The following is an 18,423-nucleotide window of genomic DNA, read 5'->3' as shown; positions in this document are numbered from 1 at the left end:
ATACGACGGGTGGAAACAATGAAGTATCTTTCGCAGATAGCCGGAATAGCTCTCCTGGCCTTTTGTGCCGGTTCGCCGGCGACGGCGGTCGCCGCGCGGTCTCTGAAGATCGGCGTGCTCAACGACGCGTCCGGCCCTTACTCGGACAATGCCGGCGAAGGTTCGGTGACAGCGGCCAAAATGGCGGCCGAGGACTTCATGCGGCTTCATCCGGATTTCAAGGTCGAGATCGTCTCGGCGGACCACCAGAACAAGGCTGATGTCGGCGCCGCCATCGCGCGCCGCTGGATCGATCAGGAGAAGGTCGATGCGGTCGCCGACGTGCCGAACTCGGCCGTTGGGCTGGCGGTCAACGAGGTCATGCGCGGCACCAAAGCGGCGCTGATCGCATCGAGCGCGGCGTCGTCCGACCTGACCGGGAAATACTGCTCACCCAATACGATTCAGTGGACCTTCGATACCTGGGCGGCCTCTCACACCATCGGCGCCTATCTCGTGCATCACGGCGGCAAGAAATGGTACTTCATCGCCACCGACAATGCGCTCGGCAAATCGATGGTGCGCGACGGAACGGCGGTGATCGGTGCCGGCGGCGGGACCGTTCTCGGATCGGTCAATGTACCGATCAACAATGCGGACTATGCCTCGTTCATCCTGCAGGCCGAAGGCTCGGGCGCCGACGTGATCGCGTTCGCGACCGCCGGTGGCGACACCGTCAGCCTGATCAAGCAATCCGCCGAGTTCGGGCTGAAGCAGAGCGGGCGCACCTTCGCCGCGCTATTGACCACCACCAACGATGTCGAGTCTAGCGGGCTTGCGGTCGGGGAGGGGCTGATCATCACGCAGCCGTTCTACTGGGACCTCGACGATGCCAGCCGCGCCTGGTCGGCCAAATTCGGCGAGCGGCAGCATGGGCAGTCGCCGACCGCCTTCCACGCCGGCGTCTATTCCTCCGTGCTGGCCTATCTGAACGCGGCGCTGGCGGCGGGAACCAATGACGCGCCGGCCGTGATCCAGAAGCTGAAGGAGAAGCCGATCGATGACGCTTTGTTCGGGCCGGTCGTGGTGCGCGCCGACGGCCGCGCCATCCACAACATGTACATCTTCAAGGTGAAGAGCCCGAGTGCCTCGAAGAGCAAGTGGGACCTGCTGGAGCAGGTCGGCGCGCTGTCCGGGCCGGAAGCCTTCCGGCCGCTCGACCAGGGCGGTTGCTCGCTCATCGACCCGCCGAAGAGCAATTGACGACGACGGCCGCGATCCTTGGATCAACACTGCTCAAATTGACGGATATCCCGATGCTGGATCAGCTTGAAGCCGACTTCCCCGAGCACACGCCTCGTCCCGCCGGCGCGCCAAGAGCGCTCGAGGGGATCCGGGTGATCGATTTCTCGCATTTCATCGCGGGGCCGTTTGCCACCATGATCCTCGCCGACATGGGGGCCGAGGTGATCAAGATCGAAGCGCCGGGCCGCGGCGACGATCTGCGCCGTTATCCCCCGGTGCATCCCGATCTCAGGCACGGTGCGCCGTTCCTGTGGACCAACCGGAACAAGCGCAGCGTCGCCCTCGATCTCAAATCCCTGGAGGGCCTGAAGATCGCGCGCGAGCTGATCGCGACGGCGGACGTCCTTGTCGAGAATTTTTCTGCGAGCGTGATGGCACGGCTGGGGCTCGACTACGAGAGCTGCCGCAAGATCAAACCCGAGATCATCTACTGCTCGGTGTCGGCCTATGGCCGCGACGGGGCATTTTCGGACCGGCTTGGCTTTGATCCGATCGCGCAGGTCGAGAGCGGCTTCGTGTCGATGAACGGCTATGCCGACCGCGAAGGCGTGCGGGCTTTGTCGCCGGTGATGGACATCAGCACTGCGATGATGGCCAGCAATGCGATCCTTGGCGCCCTGTTGGCGCGCGAGCGCAGCGGGCACGGCCAGGCCATCGAGGTGTCATTGTTCGAGAACGCCGTCCTGATGACCGGCTACGCGACCACGCAGTCGCTGTTCAGCGGTGCCGATCCGAGGCGAAGCGGCAACACCAGCCCGGACACGTGTCCGTCGGGTGTGTTCCAGGCCAGCGATTGTTCCTTCTATATCAACTGCGGCAACGACAAGATCTTCCAGCGCCTGACGGCGCAGGTTCTCGAGCGCGAGGATCTCGCGGGGGCCGAAATCTATGCAACCGGCCCCGATCGAATCCGCCGGCGCGAGGAGTTGTTCGCGATCCTCGGCGATGCCTTTGCCCGGCAGCCCTGGTCGCACTGGCAGTCGCGGATGCGGGCGGCCGGCGTGCCCTGCGGCCAGCTGCGCACCGTCGGCGAGGCGATCCGTTCGCCCGAGGCGAGGGAGCGCGGGATCGTCACCCGGATCCCGCATGAGACGGTGGGGTGGGTGCCGAACGTGAACCTGCCGATCCGGTATTCGCGGACACCGATCGTGGATCCCGTTGCGGCACCGGCAGTTGGGCAGCACACCGAGAATGTGCTGCTTGAGTTGCTCGGCTACGACAAGACGGAGATCGCGCGCCTTGCCGGAGGCGGAGCCTTCGGCAGCGAGGCTTCGCGACAGGATGCCAAACCGTGACCGGGCGCGCGCGAGACGAGCGGACGCTGCGGGGCCGTGTGGCCGTGATCGGGATCGGTGAAACCGAATATTATCGTCATGGCGCTTCTCCCGATCCGGAATTCAAGCTCGCGTTGAAGGCGATCCTCACGGCTTGCGAGGATGCCGGGCTCGATCCCCGCGAGATCGATGGCTTCTCGTCCTACAGCGACGATCGCAGCGAGGCGTCACGGCTGGCTGCGGCGCTGGGTACGCATCGACTGCGCTCCGCGACCATGCAATGGGGCGGAGGCGGCGGCGGTTGCAGCGCGGCGGTTGCCAATGCGGCCGCCTCGATCGTCGCGGGCCTTGCCGATTGTGTCGTGGTGTTCCGCTCATTGGCGCAGGGCCAATATGGCCGTTTCGGACAGGCAGCCGGGATTCACACCGTTTCGGGCGAACGGTCCTATCTGATGCCCTATGGGGTGCTGGCTCCCCCGCAGCGCTTTGCCATGCGGGTGCAACGCTACATGCACGAGCATGGCGTGCGACAGGAGGCTTTGCGCGCGATTGCGCTCGCCTCCTATCATCATGCCCAGGCCAACCCGCGCGCGGTGATGCGAGGCAAGCCGCTGGATATCGAGAAGTACGATGCCTCGCGCTGGATCGTGGAGCCCTTCCATCTTTACGATTGCTGCATGGAAAATGACGGCGCAGCGGCATTGGTGCTGGTATCGGCAGAGCGCGCCAGCGACTTCCGGCACAAGCCGGCCTATCTGCTCAGTGCGGCCTTCGGATCCGGACATCGTGCGGCGGCAACGGCGCACAATGCGCCGCTCTACGCCACCGCGAACTTCGGCACCGTTGCATCCGATTTGTACCGCATGGCCGGGGTAGGGCCGTCAGATGTCGGTGTGGTCCAGGCGTACGAGAACTTCACCGGCGGTGTCGTGATGGCGCTGGCGGAGCACGGCTTCTTCAGGCCCGAGAAGGCCAACGACTTCCTGACCTTCGACAATTTGATCGCTCCATCCGGGAGGCTCCCGCTCAACACCAGTGGCGGCAACCTTGCCGAATGCTACATGCACGGCTTTGAGCTGGTGCTTGAAGCGGTTCGTCAGGTGCGTGGCGCGTCGGCGAGCCAGGCTCGACGAAATGATGTGGCGCTGGTGATCGGCGGCCCGATGGTGACGCCGGCCAGCAACCTCATTCTGGGTTCAGAGGCGACGCTATGAGTGGGTCTTCACGTGCGCACTATCTTCCTGCCGGGTTGCCCATTCCGGTCAGTGACCCAGATGGGCTTTCGGCGCCGTATTGGATGGGCCTGCGGGAAAACCGCCTGCTGGTGCAACGCTGCGCCCGCTGCCGTTCCTGGCAGTTCGGGCCTGAATGGATTTGCCACAATTGTCATTCCTTTGACCTTAGGTGGACGGACGTCGAGCCGACCGGCCGCATCTACAGTTGGGAACGCGTGTGGCATCCGTCACACCCGGCGCTAAAGCAGCACGGCCCGTATCTCGCGCTGCTCGTCGAGCTACCACACGCCGGTGGCGTGCGCATGGTGGGTAATCTGCTGGGCGATCCGCGCCAGACCGTGGTCATCGGAACTGAGGTTGGAGGAGTCTTCGAACATCACCCGGAGTCCGATCCATCCTTTTCGTTGCTGCAATGGCGGCTGAAGCAAGGCGCTGACCGGGTGGACGGTCACTCGACCGGCTAACAAGTTTTGTGGATTGGCAAGAATAATCCAGACGCAGACGAGCCGGACCCGGTGTGTCGACGTTATTTCTCTTGGCTTAAGCTGGCTCAAACGAGCGCAGGATGGATGGGGCGAAAGTTCAAGTATTGCTGTGACTTAGAAGATCGCTTGAGCAGCGAGAGATCAAGAAAAATCCATCGCCAGCTAGATGACGTTGGATGCAGGACCGAAGGCGGGCAATCAATAACGGCCACCGTCGCGCTTCTGCTGGGCGATCCAATCCGACAACGTCTTTTTCGGCGTCGGCGCTGAGGTCCGGCTTGGCGATGTTCTCGGGTTCTCGCCCGCGCCCCTTGCCGAGCGGGCTCGCTGCTTATCCGTCCGGTTCAAGGCAGCACTCGAACTTTCTGCAGCTTCCTTCTCAAGACGCAGCTTTTTCAATCGCGCCATCTTGTCGCGTTCCGCATCTGCTTCGGGTCCCTCGGACAAGAGCGTCCTTTGCTGAGCATCCTCCGCCGAGACCACGATGCCCACAACCGTCGTCTCTCCAAGCGCCTTGCAAGCTTCGAGCCGCTGTAGTCCCTCGACCAGAACGAAGCGGTCTTCGTCGGGCCTGACGAGAATGGGGGTTTGTTGTCCGATTTCCAGAATGCTTCCAGCGATCTCCTCGACGACTTGAGGCTTGATTGCCTTCCTTCTTTTCACGGGAACGTAGATCTTCTCGATTGGGAAGCTTTCCGGCTTGGGCATAACGTCTACTCCGCTGTACAGGCCCGTCCGAAACGTATGCCGGGGAGGCAGATTTTAAGAATGAACCGCGCGGCTGCAATGGCAATCTTAGCGCGCCGAGGCTTGATCGGTGCGGGAGCCGGGCGCATTCTGAGCGGTGCAGCGCCAACGCGTGATTGTCCGGCGAGCGGTTGCAGTGAGAGTAGGCTATGCGCCTTGTTTCCATCCAGGATCACGACGCGATCCGTGTCATCACCTATGCTAACGCCCCATTCGGCACCATGACGGCCGTCGGGGCGGCTGAGATGTTCGATGCGGTAGCCGCTGCAGGGATGGCCCTATCGGTCCGGGTCATTGTCATTACAGGGGGCCTACCTGGCATCTTCATCCGTCACTACGACGTTGCGGAACTCTCCGAGGCCGCTGATGCGATTGAGCGCGGAGCGTCTCGCGCCCCGTCGTCGCCTGGTCCTCGGCCACCTGGTTTCCACGCGCTGACGGATGCGATTGCAGCCGTCGACAAGCCGGTCATTGCGGCAATCAATGGCCTGTGCATGGGAGGTGGCTTCGAGCTTTCGCTGGCATGCGACCTGCGCATCGCCGGGAGCAGTGTTACGGCGATCGGGCTTCCGGAAACGCGCATCGGCATCTTTCCGGGTGGTGGCGGTACACAGCGTTTGCCCAGGATCGTTGGAGAGGCCAGGGCGCTCGAGATGATCCTTCGTGGCCTGACAGTGACGGGACAGCGCGCGCACGAAATCGGAATTGTGCATGAGGTCGTCGCCGATCCGCTCGCGCGTTCCCTTGAGATCGGCGCTGAGCTATCGGGCCGAAGTGCCGAAGGCCTGGCCTTTGCCAAGCGCCTTACCCGGTCAGCTCTCGACCGTCCGTTGGCCGAAGGCCTGGCTGACGAGCGCAAAAGCTTTTCCACCGTGATGAGGACAGCTTCGGCTCGGGAAGGCCTGCGGGCCGGCCGACCACCAGCCGAAATCCAGAAGCTCTAATGTCACACGGCTCCTCTTGAGGTAGCCGGACGCTCGCACTCGAGGGCTTCCCGGTGAGCTTGAAACGTGGCTCACGAGGGCTGAAAGTCTTAATCTCCCAACGAGAGCACCTCGCAGCTATGCTTGAGCGGGGATGGCGCCATGGCGTAAGGGTACACGACCATGCTCATGATGAGGTCAGTCCTCAGGTTCACGACGGGGCGTTATCTTCAGCGCAAGAGCTTCAAATTGCCGGTCAGCGACCGAACCCATTTCTCGGGCCCGTAGAAGCCCAAGCCGTCAATCGTCTCGTTCGAGAGCGCGCGCAGCGGAAATTCGGCGAGATAGTCCTCAAAGCGGTGGAGTCCCCTGGCGAATTGAGGAAAGGGGACCAAAACGGCGCCGCTCGCCAATGGCTGCGCGCGCGTCAGCAGTACGGACAGCGCTTCGGGCGTGGCTTGCAGAATTGGTACCGGACGGTTTGCACTGGTCCAGACGGTGAGCCCGTTACCGTCGGTCAAGAGGTTTCCTCCGAGGTCCGGCTCTGCGGCGCCGATACCGATGCTCAAGGCCGCAACTGTGTTCGCAATCAACCCAAGCGGCAAGGCTGGATTCACAACAATGGCGATGCGCGCGCTGGCGGTATTCATTCGGAAACCATTCCTGCAGCCGGGTAAGTCCCAGTACACCTCGATGCTTCCCTGCCGAGAAGCTTTCCCTGATCGTTGCTGCAGTCATTCGATCAAGATGTCTGGCGCTAGCTGGCTGGCAGGATCTATTGCATAGACCGACAGGTCGTCGACACCCCGCGCACGCAAAACCTCCTCGTCGATCAAGGTCTTGCCCGAAAATGCGCGACTGTCTTGCGTAACGATAAAGTGTGCCGCATCGGCCATGATTGAAGGCGAGCGGCTGCGGCGATAATCCGACTGGTAGTGCACACGCACGGCGTCGGTCGCAATCATGGTCTTTGGCCAAAGAGCATTAGCGGCAATTCCAAACGATCGAAATTCCTCGGCCAGCGCCAGAGTGTACATCGTCATGCTGTACTTCGAGGTGGCGTACGCCGGATACTTGCCGAGCCAGATTGCCGACTTCGGCAGTGGCGGTGACAAGGTGAGAACGTGGGGATTTGACGACCGCTTCAGGTGCGGTACAGCATGATAGGCACAGATGTAGGTCGCCCTGCCGTTCACGGCACTCAGCAAATCGAACTTTTTGGCCGGAGTATCGAGCAGGCCGGTCGGACTGATGGCGCTGGCATTGTTCACGAGGATGTCCAACCCGCCGAATTCCTGAACCGTCCTTTCGATGGCGTTTGCGAGCGCATCGGCGTCGCGTACATCGACACGGAGGGGAAGGGCGGCGGTACCGAGCTTACGAATGTCCTCGGCCACTGTATGGATAGTTCCGGGAAGAGTTGGATGGGGCTCGCTCGATTTGGCCGCGAGCGCAACTCGCGCTCCTTCCGATGCGAATTTGAGCGCAATCTCCCGGCCTATGCCGCGGCTCGCGCCTGTAATGAAAACGACCTTACCGTCCAGGGATCCCATTTTCTCACTCTCCTGCGAATATCGGCGGCCGCCTATCGTTGAACGCCTTCATGCCCTCGCGAAAGTCCGCCGAGGAGGCGCAGTCGACGAATGAAGCTAGCTCGGCCGACAGTTGTTCGTCGAACGTTGCGGTATCGGCGCTCCAGACCAGGGCTTTCACCGCACGGCTTGCGGCGGGCGAGTTATCGGCTAGCGCCCGCGCCATTCGGGTCAGCTCGGCCTCGAGCTCCTGCTCTGCACATACTCTCGTGATCAATCCGCGCGACAGTGCCTCGCTTGCGCTTATGCGGTCAGAGAGGAGCATCAACTCCAGCGCTCGCCTTGGCCCCGCGAGGCGCGTCAGCGAGTGACTCATGCCGCCATCGGCGGGAACGCCCAGCCGCCGGTAGGCCACTGAAAAATGCGCCGTGTCGGCGGCTAGAACGAAATCACAGGCCAACGCCAGGGACATTGCTCCGCCGGCGCAAGCCCCGTGCACCGCGGCGATAGCCGGCTTTCCTGAGCGTCTCAGTGAAACGAGTGCGTCGTGGAAAGCAGTGATGATGTCCATTGCAAGCCGCGGGAAGGTGGCGCCGGCAGCGGAGAAAGCTCGTAGGTCTCCGCCGACCGAGAAATTTGCTCCGCGGCCTCGGATGACGACAACCTTGACGCTGGCGTCACCTTCGAGGTCGAAGGCAGCTGCCCTGAGCGCAGTCGCCAGCCCGAGCTCGACCCCATTGCCTCGCTCCGGCCGGTTCAGCCAAATCGTCCCGATCCTGTCGGCAACGACGAGTTCGATTGGAGATGGTGCTGTGGTCACGAACTGATCGTCCTTCTGATGTTCGGCAATGATTTGCCTTACTTGTTTCCCAAAATCCCGCCCGGCCAAGCAGTGGCCTTCGCTCGCTCTTTGCGCCGATCAGGTCGTTTCACTTCTTGAGAAGCGCGCACTTCGATTCGCTGACAGGCCGATAGGCGTCTTCACCTCGGATTGTCTTGACGATCTCGAGATAGTCCCACGGCTCCTTGGAATCTGATGGCTTCTTTACGCGCGCCAGGTACATGTCACGGATCACCCGCCCGTCCTCGCGCAGCCTGGCGCCATGTACGAATGTGTCCTCGACCGGAAGTTCGCGCATCTTGGCCATGACCGCGGCGGGATCATCTGTTCCGGCGGCCTTGATCGCCTTGAGATAGTGCAGCACGGAGCCGTAGACGCCGGTGTGAATCATGGTCGGCATGACGTTGGTCCGGGCGAAGAACCTCTTTGACCAGGCGCGGGTCTTGTCATCCATGTTCCAGTAGGAGGCCGTCGTCATGTAAGTGCCTTGTGCGGCCTGCAGGCCGACAGCGTGCACGTCGGTATCGAACATCAGCAGGCCAACAAGCTTCTGGCCGGCCTGAACCAGGCCGAATTCACCGGATTGCTTGATGGCGTTGTCGGTGTCCTGGCCAGCATTGGCAAAGGCCACAACATCCGCCTTGGAGTTTTGCGCCTGCAGTACAAATGACGAGAAGTCGGCGGTGTTGGTCGGATGCCGCACGTTGCCGAGGACCTCGCCGTCCAGCTCCTTGATGAAGCGCGTCGCGTCTTTCTCAAGTTGCTGGCCGAACGCGTAGTCGGCGGTGACAAAAAACCAGGACTTGCCACCCTCCTTGATGACAGCCGACGCCGTCACTTTGGACAGCGCGTAGGTATCGTAAGAAAAATGGACGGTGTTCGGGCTGCACAGCTCGTCGGTCAGGGAGCTCGCGCCCGGGCCGGAGAGCAGCGCAATCTTGTTGCGCTCCCGCACCATATTGTGAACGGCTATCGCAATTCCCGAGTTCGGAATGTCGGCGACTGCGTCGACCTTGCCGTTGTCGAACCAGTCGCGAACGATCTGCAGGCCCACGTCGGTCTTCATCTGGTGGTCGGCGCTCACGATTTCGATCGGCTTTCCGAGTACCGTCGGGCCGAACTCCTCAACGGCCATTTTTGCCGCCTCGACCGAGCCGGGACCGCTGTTGTCGCGTCCCCAGCTTGAAAGGTCCGTCAGCACGCCAATCCGGACCACGTCATTCGAGATTTGGGCCGACGCGGTCGACGCTGTCGCAACGATGATGGCCAAGGCCAAGATATTCCTCTTCACGTGTGCTCCCTCATTTTCTTTCATTGGACAGTGGAGTGTTGGTCACGCGGGCAGGATGTCTGCGCGACGAAGCCAAAACACAGATGTTGCAGCTACCCGTTTTCGAAACGTGGCGCGCGTTTCTCCAGAAATGCGTTGATACCTTCGCGTGCATCGGCGTGCGTCAGCAGGAACGGAAACCCATCGATTGCGTGGCGCATCTCGTCGCCGCCGAGACCGCGATTGTAGAAGGACTTGGCCATCTGCACAGCAAGGCGGGGCTGTGAGGCGATGCGCTCCGCGAACGCGATTGCGTCGGAGAGAAGGCGTTCGTCGGGAACGACGCGGGATACGAGTCCAAGGCGGCTCGCTTCCGCGGCGTTGACGGGGTCGCCGAGCATGCTCATTTCCTTGGCTTTCGCGCGCCCAACAATGTCCTGGAGGCGCACGATAGCGAAGCCAGGCAATAGGCCTAGCTTGATCTCGGGTACGGCGAAGCGGGCACTCTCGGCCGCCAGGATGAAGTCGGATGCGATGGCAAGCTCGAATCCACCGCCATAGGCGATCCCGTTCACGGCAGCGATCACCGGCTTGAGTGCGCGTTCCGGAGCGCTCAGGACCTCCATGGCGTCGATGAAGAAGGCGCGCGCTTTCTCCGGATCGAAATCGAAGGTACCGATATCGGCGCCGGCGCAGAATGCTTTGCCGCCGGCACCGGTGATGATGCTGACACGTACCCCATCGTCCTTGTCGGCCCGTTGCAGGCCCTCACGTATGCCTGCGCGAATGCCGGCGGTCAGTGCGTTCAGCTTTTCCGGTTCGTCGAGCGTCAAGATCGCGATCTTGCCGCGGACGACGTAATTCACGCTTCCTAATCGCAACATATGCTGTCCTGATCGTTCATAAGGCGGCTACTGCGGGATGAGTTCGGGCTCGACGATGGCGACGACGGCGTTTCGCTCGACGGTATCGCCGGGTTTGAAGTGGACGGCGGTCACCACACCGTCCACCTCGCTGGCGATGCGCAATTCCATCTTCATGGATTCCATGACGACGATCGGATCGCCTGCCTTCACGCGGCTGCCGACCTTGACGTTGATCTTCAACACGACGCCGGTCATCGGCGCGCGCAGTTCGCCGCTGATCTCGGCGCTGGCGCTGATGTATCTGAGGTAGGGGATCGCGGTCATGGTATGGGCGCGACGCGGATCGTGCACGAAGATCGCATGGTCTTTCTGGGTGATCCGCACCGTCTCGCAGCGCGCGTTGACTGCGGCAGCGAACATGTCATCGGCAAGCGGCGAAAGCTGCACCCGAATCCTGGCATCGTCCACGCCGATCAGCATCGAGCCGTCTGGCTGCAAGGGTGCAAAGCGGATCTCCGCGCTGTCGCCTGCGGTCTCGAGGTGGAGAATGGGGATCGGTGACAAGCCGTCATCGGCGGCCGCCATCTGCCAGCCGGTCAGGCTGCTGGACTGCCAGGGATTGCCGGAAGCGGCAGCGCGCTGCCGCTTCATCCAGAAATACGCACCAACCGCCAGCGCCTCCGGGTCAACGTCGCCAGCGGTGGCCGCAAGCGCATCGATCCGTTCGTCGATCAGACGGGTATGAAAAGTCGCGGCGCGGGTCGCGGGCAAGGCGATCAATCGACGGAGAAAATCCCGGTTGGTGACAACACCGAAGATCGAGGTTTCGCCGAGCGCGCGATCAAGTTGGTCGAGCGCCTGATCGCGGGAGGCGGCATGAGCAATCAGCTTGGCGAGCATCGAATCGTAATAGGGCGTAACGATCGACCCGCTTTCGACGCCAGTCTCGACCCGAATGCCGCTGGACGGGAACCTGACATGGGCGAGCTCTCCAGTGGATGGCATGAAGCTGTCATTCGGATCTTCGGCGCAGATGCGCGCCTCGATCGCGTGACCCTGGCACAACACTTCGCCCTGCTTCATAGGCAGGCCTTCGCCAGCGGCGATGCGGAGCATAGCCTCGACGATGTCGATGCCGGTAACCATTTCGGTTACGGGATGCTCGACCTGGAGCCGGGGATTGACCTCCAGGAAATAGTAGTCGGTGCCGGTGACGATGAATTCGACCGTGCCGACGCCACGATATCTGAGCCTGCGTCCGAGCCGGACGGCGTCGTCGAGGATACGCTGGCGTAAGGCGGAAGCCAGGTTGGCGGCTGGCGCTTCCTCGATCAGCTTCTGGTGGCGACGCTGCAGCGTGCATTCACGTTCGAACAGGTGGATCACGTTGCCGTCGCCGTCACCTGCGATTTGCACCTCGATGTGCCTGCCTTGCAGGATCAGTTTTTCGACGATCAGCCCTGCGTCGCCGAAAGCATTCCTTGCCTCACGCATCGCGGACTCGATTTCGTCGCCAAGCCCGTCGTAGGTCGAGATCGCCCGCATACCCTTGCCACCGCCGCCGGCCGCGGCCTTGAGCATGACCGGCAGTTCGAGCCTGCGGACGATACGTTCGACTTCGAGGCGATCCTCGCTCGGAGCGTCGCTGCCGGGTACCGTGGGGACGCCGGCGGCGACAGCCTCCCGCTTCGCCGACGCCTTGTCGCCAAGTCGCTCGATGGTTTCCGGCGTCGGTCCGATGAACACCAGACCGGCTGCTTCGACCGCGCGGGCAAAGTCGGTGTTTTCCGCCAGGAAGCCGAAGCCAGGATGGATCGCCTCCGCGCCGGTGGTTTTCGCGGCGGCGATGACGGCATCGATCCGCAGATAGCTTTCCGAGGCCGGTGCGCCGCCGATCCCGATGGATTCACCGATCGCCCTGACGTGCAACGCGTCGGCATCCGCGGTGGAGTGCACGGTGGAGACCGCAACACCGAGGCGTTGGCAGGTGCGGGCGATCCGGCAGGCGATTTCGCCTCGATTGGCGATCAGAATTTTCCTGAACATGGCGGGTCCCCTGCGATTACATCCGGAACACGCCGAAATCGGTGTGCGGACGCGGGACGCGCCCGGCGAGGTCAAGCAACAGCGCCATCACGCTGCGGGTTTCGAGCGGATCGATCACCATGTCGCACCAGGTGTTGCGGGCGAAATTGTAGGCATTGGCGAAATCCTCGAACGTTCGCCGGGTCGGCGCCATGTAGGCCTCGCGCTCAGCGTCCGTCCAACTCGTTCCCTCGCGTTTGTGGACCTCGTCGCGAACCATCGCGAGCGTGGTTGCGGCCTGGTCGGGACCCATGATGGCGGAACGGGCATTTGGCCACATCATCATGGCATTTGGCCGGAACGCCCGGCCGCACATCGCGAGGTAGCCCGCGCCGTAGGCATTACCCATGATGAGCGTGTATTTCGGGACATTGGCGCTTGCCATTGCCGTAATCATTTTTGCGCCGTTCTTGGTGATGCCGCCTTCCTCGGCTTCACGGCCAACCATGAATCCCGTGACATCCGCCATGAACAGCAGCGGGATGTCGCGCTTGCAGCACAGCTCGATAAAGTGCGTCGCTTTCAGCGCGCTTTCGGAGAACAGCACGCCGTTGTTGCAGAGAATGCCGATCTCGAAGCCCATGATTCGCGCAAAGCCAGTCACCAGCGTATCGCCATAGAGCGGCTTGAACTCATGGAATTCACTGCCGTCGACGAGACGCGCAAGGACATCGCGATTATTGGTGGGAATGCGCGGATCCGAACTGATCAGGCCGTAGATTTCGTTGGGGTCGAAGTGTGGCTCGCGCACCCGGGCGACGGTCCGGGTTTGCCGGGGAATCTCGCCGAGACTGGCGACGATCTCGCGCGTGATGGCAATTGCATGGGCGTCGTTCTCGGCGAGATGGTCAGTGACACCGCTCACTCGGCTATGCATCTCGCCGCCGCCGAGTGCCTCGATGCCGACCTCTTCGCGGGTCGCCGCATAGACCAGCTGCGGCCCGCCGAGGAACATGGCGCCCTGGTTTCTGATGATGACGGTCTCATCGCTCAACGCGGGAATGTAGGCGCCACCCGCGGTGGAGGGACCGTGCACCACCGCAATTTGCGGGATGCCTTCAGCCGACATCCTGACCTGGTTGTAGAAGATCGAGCCAAACTGGCCATCGTCAGGGAAGATATTGGGCTGGTCGGGCAGGTTGGCGCCGCCGGATTGGACCAGGGTCACGCAGGGCAGGCGGTGCTGCCAGGCGAAGCGCTGCGCACGAACATGCTTCTTGCAGGTGATACCGTAATAGGTGCCGCCCTTTACGGTGGGCTCGTTGGCGATGATCATGCAGGGACGATCGGAGATCATTCCAACGCCGGTAATGATGCTGCCGCCGGGCGGCACGCCTTCGTACAGGCCGTCGCCGGCCAACTGACAGAATTCGAGGAACGGTGATCCGGGATCGATCAGCGCCGCGATTCGCTCGCGCGGCAGCAACTGATCGCGTTCCTTGTGAAGCTTGCGTGCCCGTTCCGGACCGCCCAGTGCTGCCGCGGTCCGGCGCCGCCTGAGATCCGCAACGCGTTCGGCGTAGGCGCTGCGGTTGCGGGCGTAGTCCTCGGTCGAGGTGACGACGTCCGATTTCATGATTGCCATTGCGGGTGGTCCTGGCGGCTGCGCGGCGAGCCCGTCGGGGACCTGCCGCTGGTGTAAATCGACCGGTGGGTCGGCGGTGCGAGCGCCACAAAATCGAGGTGCTGCAAAATTCTAACAATTGTTAGAATTGATCGCACGCGGATGCAAGCAGAACTCATGCGAATCCCTCAGGCTTTCCGGAAGCGCGGCAGAGTTATGTCGTCAGAGACCTGGTCGAATGCGAGCTCGACCTCCATGTCGAAGGTGACGTCCGCCGGATCGCTCCCCGTCAGGGTGCTGATCATGCGTGGCCCTTCGTCGAGTTCGACGAGCAACACGGCATAGGGGACATCCGCCTTGAATGCGGGGCCGGGAGCCCGGTAGACCACGCTGAAGGAGTGCACTTTGCCGCGGCCGGTCGCGGGCCTGTGCACGAGCTCATCGCCGCCGCATTCGCGACATGTGGTTTGCTGGTAGTACTGCACGTTGCGGCATCGGCGGCAGTGCTGCAACAGGAGCTTGCCTTGGCGCAAGCCACGCCAGAATGCGGTCGTATCGGCATCCGGCGCGGGCAGGGGCTTTCGAGTGGAATTTTCGGATGCCATCACAGCGTTCCCTCAGTGCCCAGAATGGTCGTGGCATTGGTGGCGAATCCCGCTCCGAGGCTGTGCACCAGCCCGAGCGCGGCGCCGTCGACCTGCCGCTCGCCGCATTGGCCGCGCAGCTGCGCGATCACCTCATGGAAGTGAAACAGGGCGCCAGGCATTCCGGAATGCGCGAATGACAGCAGGCCGCCATGGGTGTTGGAGGGTATTTGGCCGCCGTAGCTCATTTGTCCGTCGGCGACGAACGGGCCGCCTTCACCCTTCCGGCAGAAGCCGAGGTCCTCAAGCATCATCACCACGGTGCCCGTGAAGCAGTCATAGATGCCGGCGACATCCATATCGCGCGGCTGGTAGCCGGCCATTGCATAGGCTCTCCGGCTGGATTCGACAGCACCGGTCGTGGTCAGGGACGGCATCAGGAAGATGTGCTCGTGGGTGTAGCATTCGCCGCAACCGAGGACGACAATCGGCTTCTCGATTCCGAGAGCCTTCGCATGTTCGGCCGACGTGAGGACAAATGCCGCGCCGCCGTCCGAGATCAGCGAACAGTCGAGCTTGTGATAGGGCGTGGTGACCATAGGCGAATTCAGCACGTCCGCTGCGGTGATCGGCGTCGTCTGCTGCGCGCCGGGGGTCCGCGCCGCGTGACGCCTGTGCACGACGGCGACCTCCGCCAGCTGCTCGGGCGTGGTGCCGAACTCCCTCATATGTCGGTGTGCGGTCATTGCGAAGGTGTTGGCAACCGGAATGCCGAACGGCATCTCGTATTGCTGATCCCGGCTTTCTGTGAGCGAACGCAGCGCCAGATCCGGCGTCAGCCCCGTCATCAGGCTGTCGGCAGCGACCAGCAGCACCACCTTGGCGAGTCCGCCGTGAACGGCGGCCGCACCAATGCTGAACATCGTCGCCGCCGTGGCGCCGGACACCTGCAACGTGTTTGAGAAGGTCGGACGCATTCCAAAATATTCGCTGAAGGCAACGCTGAAGCGATGGAACGGGGAAGCGAAGGCATGGCTCGACAGCACGCCATCCACCTGGCTCTTGGCGAGCCCGGCGTCGGCGAGTGCGTTTGCCGCGGCCTCTGCCGCAAGCGAGAGTGGACTGCGGCCTGGTACCTTGCCGACCGCCGACAATCCGATGCCGATGACGGCAACCTTTCCTCTCAGGCTGGTGTCGCTCATGTGGAGGCTTTCAGCAGGCGCTCGAGTTCGTGGCGCTGGACCTTGCCACTTGTCGAGCGAGGGAATTCACCAAAGGCAATGAAACGGAATTCGCGCGGCCGCTTGTAGCTCGCCAGCTCGCGGCGGCACAGTTCGGTGAGCTCGGCTACCGTCATTGCGGCCCCTTCGCGGCAAGCGACAAAGGCGACGGGGGCCTCTCCCCACCTTGGGTCAGCAGCGCGGACGACTGCGACTTCCGCGATCCGATCGTCGCCTAGCAGGACGCGTTCGATTTCGGCGGGATAGATATTCTCGCCGCCCGACTTGATCAGGTATTTGGCGCGGTCGACGAAATCGAGCGATCCGTCGGTGTTGCGCCTGAACACGTCGCCCATGTGAAACCAGCCGCCGCGGAAGTCGCGCGTGTTAGTCTCGTCCGCGCGCCAATAGCCGGAGAATAGTGTCGGGCTGCGGATGGCCAACTCGCCGGGCTCGCCGAGCGCGACCTCGTTGTCGGAGGTGTCCACCAGCTTGATCTGGCAGAACGCATTTTGCCGCTTGGACAGGCTGGCCGGCACATCGCCTGGCGCAATCAGCGCGCGCGTCGCCGGCGGCAGGCCGGTCTCGGTCGAGCCGAAGCTGTTGAGATAGGGGGCGCCGAGCATTTCGGTGACCTCGGCAATGGCGTGCGGGGCGACCAGATCCGCCATGGCTCCGCACACCCGCACTCCCTTCACCTTGATGCGTTGCCCTTTCAGACCATCGATAAGAGCCTCTACCATGCCGGGAATGAGGACCAGCCAGCCGATGTCGTGTTGGGAAACGGCCGTCAGCAGCGGTTCAAGCTGGAAGCCGTCGATCACAACGACAATTCCGCCGCGCAGCAGGGTGGCGAGCGCATGATCGGTCGAGGCCATGTGGAACAAGGGGGCCCATGCGACGAATGTGTCGTGCGGAGCGATACCGAGTTCGGAGGAGAACACCAACGCCCGCATGACCATCGCGCGGTGCGAAATCACGGCACCTTTCGGCAGGCCGGTCGTTCCGCTGGTGTAGAGAATGACGAGCCCATCTTCCGGTTGGGCGACAGACGGGGGTGCCCGCCCGTCCGCTCGCGCGAGTTCGCTTTCGTATTGAGGTCCGATCTCCAGGACTGGATTCGCCTTGGCGGCCGGCAGAAGGCTTGCCGCGAGGTCTCCCTCGACCAGCAGCAGCTTGGGCGACACCAGTTCGATGCAATAGGAGAGCTCGCGCTCCGACAACCGCCAGTTAAGGCAAGCCGTGATGATCCCGAGATTGGCGGCCGCCAACTCGATCTCGAGATATTCGGGACGGTTGCGCGACAGCAGGCCAAGCCGGTCGCCGCGTTGCAGGCCCCGCGCGGCAAGCAGGACGGTCAACCGACGGACCCGGTCGCGCAACTCCCCATAAGTCACGTGCCGGCCGCGGTATTCGATCGCAGGCCTGTTGGCATGAAGCTCCGCGCAGGCCTCGAACAGTGCACCGACGGTTCCGATGCCGGATCCGCCGCCTGTCTGGATACTGAGCCCGGTTTCCATCAACGTTTCCTCGAGCGCTGTCTTTCGACCTTCTTGTTTCGAGCCAGTGCTTGCGCCGGCCGACTACAAATTCTAACATCTGTTAGAAATAATTGGTAGCGCTTCTTAGGCGCCAAAAGCGGGAAGATCAATATGTCCAATCGGTACGCGGCCTACACGAGGTTGAAGCTCGACTATCCGGCCGAAAGGATCCTTCGGATCACTTTCGACCGACCGGAGACCTATAACTCCGTCGACGCCGAGACCCATACACAGCTCACTCACATCTGGAGAGACATCGACAGCGATCCCGACATCAGCGCGGTGATTGTCACGGGGGCGGGCAAGGCATTCTCGGCCGGCGGCGATTTCGAGTTGATCAAGTCACTGCTCGACAATCCGGCCGCGCGGATGGCGACCTGGAAAGAGGCCAAGGATCTCGTCTACAACGTCATCAACTGCAACAAGCCAATCATCTCGGCGATCAACGGCGTCGCCGTGGGCGCCGGCCTCGTCGTCGGGATCCTTGCCGACGTGTCGATCTGTGGCAAATCGGCGCGGATCGTGGACGGCCACACCCGGCTCGGTGTCGCCGCTGGCGACGTCGCCTGTATCATCTGGCCGCTGCTCTGCGGACTGGCGAAGGCAAAGTACTATCTGCTCACGTGCAAGCCGCTGTCGGGTGAGGAAGCCGAGCGGATCGGCCTGGTTTCGCTGTGCGTCGAAGATGCGGAGCTGCAAGGCATCGCATTGGAAACGGCGCAGGATCTCGCCACCGGTGCACAGAGTGCGATCCGCTGGACCAAATATGCGTTGAACAACTGGCTTCGCGTCAACGGACCGCTGTTCGACACGTCAACCGCCCTCGAAATCCTCGGCTTTGCCGGCAATGAAGCCCGCGAAGGCCTGGCCTCGCACCTTGAGAAGCGCAAGCCAGCTTTCCCCAAGGACTGCCCGATCTAGGATCGTCTGATCCCCGTCAAGGCAACCGACCTGAGTGGTTGCCTTGATGTC

Annotated in this window: 17 protein-coding genes; 6 read left to right on the top strand and 11 right to left on the bottom strand. The window is 62.4% G+C overall.

The genetic code is table 11. The annotated features are described in order from the left end of the window. Positions 1 to 18: 18 nt before the first annotated feature. The 4 genes from J2R78_RS41000 (at position 19) to J2R78_RS40985 (ending at position 4,257) form a co-directional block, all read left to right on the top strand. Positions 19 to 1,242: an ABC transporter substrate-binding protein gene (locus tag J2R78_RS41000; RefSeq protein WP_253609222.1), complete on the top strand. Its 1,224-nt coding sequence runs from the start codon at positions 19 to 21 to the stop codon at positions 1,240 to 1,242. Between the two features lie 53 nt (positions 1,243 to 1,295). Next, positions 1,296 to 2,579, top strand: coding sequence for a CaiB/BaiF CoA-transferase family protein (locus J2R78_RS40995; protein ID WP_057017215.1), 1,284 nt, complete (start codon positions 1,296 to 1,298; stop codon positions 2,577 to 2,579). After that, positions 2,576 to 3,772 carry an acetyl-CoA acetyltransferase gene (locus J2R78_RS40990; RefSeq protein ID WP_253609221.1) on the top strand — a complete coding sequence of 399 codons (1,197 nt, stop codon included), beginning with the start codon at positions 2,576 to 2,578 and terminating at the stop codon, positions 3,770 to 3,772. The genes J2R78_RS40995 and J2R78_RS40990 overlap by 4 nt, the downstream gene beginning before the upstream one ends. Positions 3,773 to 3,855: 83 nt before the next feature. After that, complete coding sequence (locus J2R78_RS40985; protein WP_225648246.1) at positions 3,856 to 4,257, top strand: Zn-ribbon domain-containing OB-fold protein; 402 nt, start codon at positions 3,856 to 3,858, stop codon at positions 4,255 to 4,257. Between the two features lie 219 nt (positions 4,258 to 4,476). Here J2R78_RS40985 and J2R78_RS40980 read toward each other — a convergent pair whose 3' ends face one another. Then, positions 4,477 to 4,986: a ParB N-terminal domain-containing protein gene (locus J2R78_RS40980; protein ID WP_253609220.1), complete on the bottom strand. Its 510-nt coding sequence runs from the start codon at positions 4,984 to 4,986 to the stop codon at positions 4,477 to 4,479. Between the two features lie 188 nt (positions 4,987 to 5,174). Here J2R78_RS40980 and J2R78_RS40975 point away from each other — a divergent pair, with 188 nt between their 5' ends. After that, positions 5,175 to 5,969: an enoyl-CoA hydratase/isomerase family protein gene (locus tag J2R78_RS40975; protein WP_225648248.1), complete on the top strand. Its 795-nt coding sequence runs from the start codon at positions 5,175 to 5,177 to the stop codon at positions 5,967 to 5,969. A gap of 209 nt (positions 5,970 to 6,178) precedes the next feature. Here J2R78_RS40975 and J2R78_RS40970 read toward each other — a convergent pair whose 3' ends face one another. The 10 genes from J2R78_RS40970 to J2R78_RS40925 form a co-directional block, all read right to left on the bottom strand. Next, positions 6,179 to 6,598, bottom strand: coding sequence for a DUF2000 domain-containing protein (locus tag J2R78_RS40970; RefSeq protein WP_057017218.1), 420 nt, complete (start codon positions 6,596 to 6,598; stop codon positions 6,179 to 6,181). A gap of 84 nt (positions 6,599 to 6,682) precedes the next feature. Then, complete coding sequence (locus tag J2R78_RS40965) at positions 6,683 to 7,501, bottom strand: NAD(P)-dependent oxidoreductase (protein WP_225648249.1); 819 nt, start codon at positions 7,499 to 7,501, stop codon at positions 6,683 to 6,685. Between the two features lie 4 nt (positions 7,502 to 7,505). Beyond that, entirely contained in the window at positions 7,506 to 8,369 is an 864-nt protein-coding gene (locus J2R78_RS40960) for an enoyl-CoA hydratase/isomerase family protein (RefSeq protein WP_253609219.1), read from the bottom strand. A gap of 40 nt (positions 8,370 to 8,409) precedes the next feature. Continuing rightward, positions 8,410 to 9,612: an ABC transporter substrate-binding protein gene (locus J2R78_RS40955; RefSeq protein WP_253609218.1), complete on the bottom strand. Its 1,203-nt coding sequence runs from the start codon at positions 9,610 to 9,612 to the stop codon at positions 8,410 to 8,412. Positions 9,613 to 9,704: 92 nt separating this feature from the next. Beyond that, on the bottom strand, positions 9,705 to 10,457 hold the full coding sequence (locus J2R78_RS40950; protein WP_253609217.1) for an enoyl-CoA hydratase/isomerase family protein: 753 nt from the start codon (positions 10,455 to 10,457) through the stop codon (positions 9,705 to 9,707). A gap of 45 nt (positions 10,458 to 10,502) precedes the next feature. After that, positions 10,503 to 12,503, bottom strand: coding sequence for a DUF2118 domain-containing protein (locus J2R78_RS40945; RefSeq protein WP_253609216.1), 2,001 nt, complete (start codon positions 12,501 to 12,503; stop codon positions 10,503 to 10,505). A gap of 16 nt (positions 12,504 to 12,519) precedes the next feature. Continuing rightward, on the bottom strand, positions 12,520 to 14,127 hold the full coding sequence (locus J2R78_RS40940) for a carboxyl transferase domain-containing protein (protein ID WP_253609215.1): 1,608 nt from the start codon (positions 14,125 to 14,127) through the stop codon (positions 12,520 to 12,522). Positions 14,128 to 14,294: 167 nt separating this feature from the next. Next, on the bottom strand, positions 14,295 to 14,711 hold the full coding sequence (locus tag J2R78_RS40935; protein WP_253609214.1) for a Zn-ribbon domain-containing OB-fold protein: 417 nt from the start codon (positions 14,709 to 14,711) through the stop codon (positions 14,295 to 14,297). Then, positions 14,711 to 15,892, bottom strand: a complete 1,182-nt coding sequence (locus J2R78_RS40930) for a thiolase (protein ID WP_253609213.1) — start codon at positions 15,890 to 15,892, stop codon at positions 14,711 to 14,713. Before J2R78_RS40930 ends, J2R78_RS40935 begins: the two co-directional genes overlap by 1 nt. Then, on the bottom strand, positions 15,889 to 17,430 hold the full coding sequence (locus J2R78_RS40925; protein WP_253609212.1) for a class I adenylate-forming enzyme family protein: 1,542 nt from the start codon (positions 17,428 to 17,430) through the stop codon (positions 15,889 to 15,891). Before J2R78_RS40925 ends, J2R78_RS40930 begins: the two co-directional genes overlap by 4 nt. 132 nt (positions 17,431 to 17,562) lie before the next feature. Between J2R78_RS40925 and J2R78_RS40920 the strand changes: the two genes are divergently transcribed. Further along, positions 17,563 to 18,372, top strand: a complete 810-nt coding sequence (locus tag J2R78_RS40920; RefSeq protein WP_057017228.1) for an enoyl-CoA hydratase/isomerase family protein — start codon at positions 17,563 to 17,565, stop codon at positions 18,370 to 18,372. Positions 18,373 to 18,423 lie beyond the last annotated feature (51 nt).

The organism is Bradyrhizobium sp. USDA 4538, assembly GCF_024171045.1.
Taxonomy (GTDB): domain Bacteria; phylum Pseudomonadota; class Alphaproteobacteria; order Rhizobiales; family Xanthobacteraceae; genus Bradyrhizobium; species Bradyrhizobium australafricanum.
This window is presented reverse-complemented; position numbering and strand designations above follow the sequence as displayed.

What these genes read in the sequence shown, in the direction of transcription:
- J2R78_RS41000 (WP_253609222.1), top strand. Translation starts at nt 19, where the DNA reads ATGAAGTATCTTTCGCAGATAGCCGGAATAGCTCTCCTGGCCTTTTGT.
- J2R78_RS40995 (WP_057017215.1), top strand. Translation starts at nt 1,296, where the DNA reads ATGCTGGATCAGCTTGAAGCCGACTTCCCCGAGCACACGCCTCGTCCC.
- J2R78_RS40985 (WP_225648246.1), top strand. Translation starts at nt 3,856, where the DNA reads ATGGGCCTGCGGGAAAACCGCCTGCTGGTGCAACGCTGCGCCCGCTGC.
- J2R78_RS40980 (WP_253609220.1), bottom strand. Translation starts at nt 4,986, where the DNA reads ATGCCCAAGCCGGAAAGCTTCCCAATCGAGAAGATCTACGTTCCCGTG.
- J2R78_RS40975 (WP_225648248.1), top strand. Translation starts at nt 5,175, where the DNA reads ATGCGCCTTGTTTCCATCCAGGATCACGACGCGATCCGTGTCATCACC.
- J2R78_RS40970 (WP_057017218.1), bottom strand. Translation starts at nt 6,598, where the DNA reads ATGAATACCGCCAGCGCGCGCATCGCCATTGTTGTGAATCCAGCCTTG.
- J2R78_RS40965 (WP_225648249.1), bottom strand. Translation starts at nt 7,501, where the DNA reads ATGGGATCCCTGGACGGTAAGGTCGTTTTCATTACAGGCGCGAGCCGC.
- J2R78_RS40945 (WP_253609216.1), bottom strand. Translation starts at nt 12,503, where the DNA reads ATGTTCAGGAAAATTCTGATCGCCAATCGAGGCGAAATCGCCTGCCGG.
- J2R78_RS40940 (WP_253609215.1), bottom strand. Translation starts at nt 14,127, where the DNA reads ATGGCAATCATGAAATCGGACGTCGTCACCTCGACCGAGGACTACGCC.
- J2R78_RS40935 (WP_253609214.1), bottom strand. Translation starts at nt 14,711, where the DNA reads ATGGCATCCGAAAATTCCACTCGAAAGCCCCTGCCCGCGCCGGATGCC.
- J2R78_RS40930 (WP_253609213.1), bottom strand. Translation starts at nt 15,892, where the DNA reads ATGAGCGACACCAGCCTGAGAGGAAAGGTTGCCGTCATCGGCATCGGA.
- J2R78_RS40925 (WP_253609212.1), bottom strand. Translation starts at nt 17,430, where the DNA reads ATGGAAACCGGGCTCAGTATCCAGACAGGCGGCGGATCCGGCATCGGA.
- J2R78_RS40920 (WP_057017228.1), top strand. Translation starts at nt 17,563, where the DNA reads ATGTCCAATCGGTACGCGGCCTACACGAGGTTGAAGCTCGACTATCCG.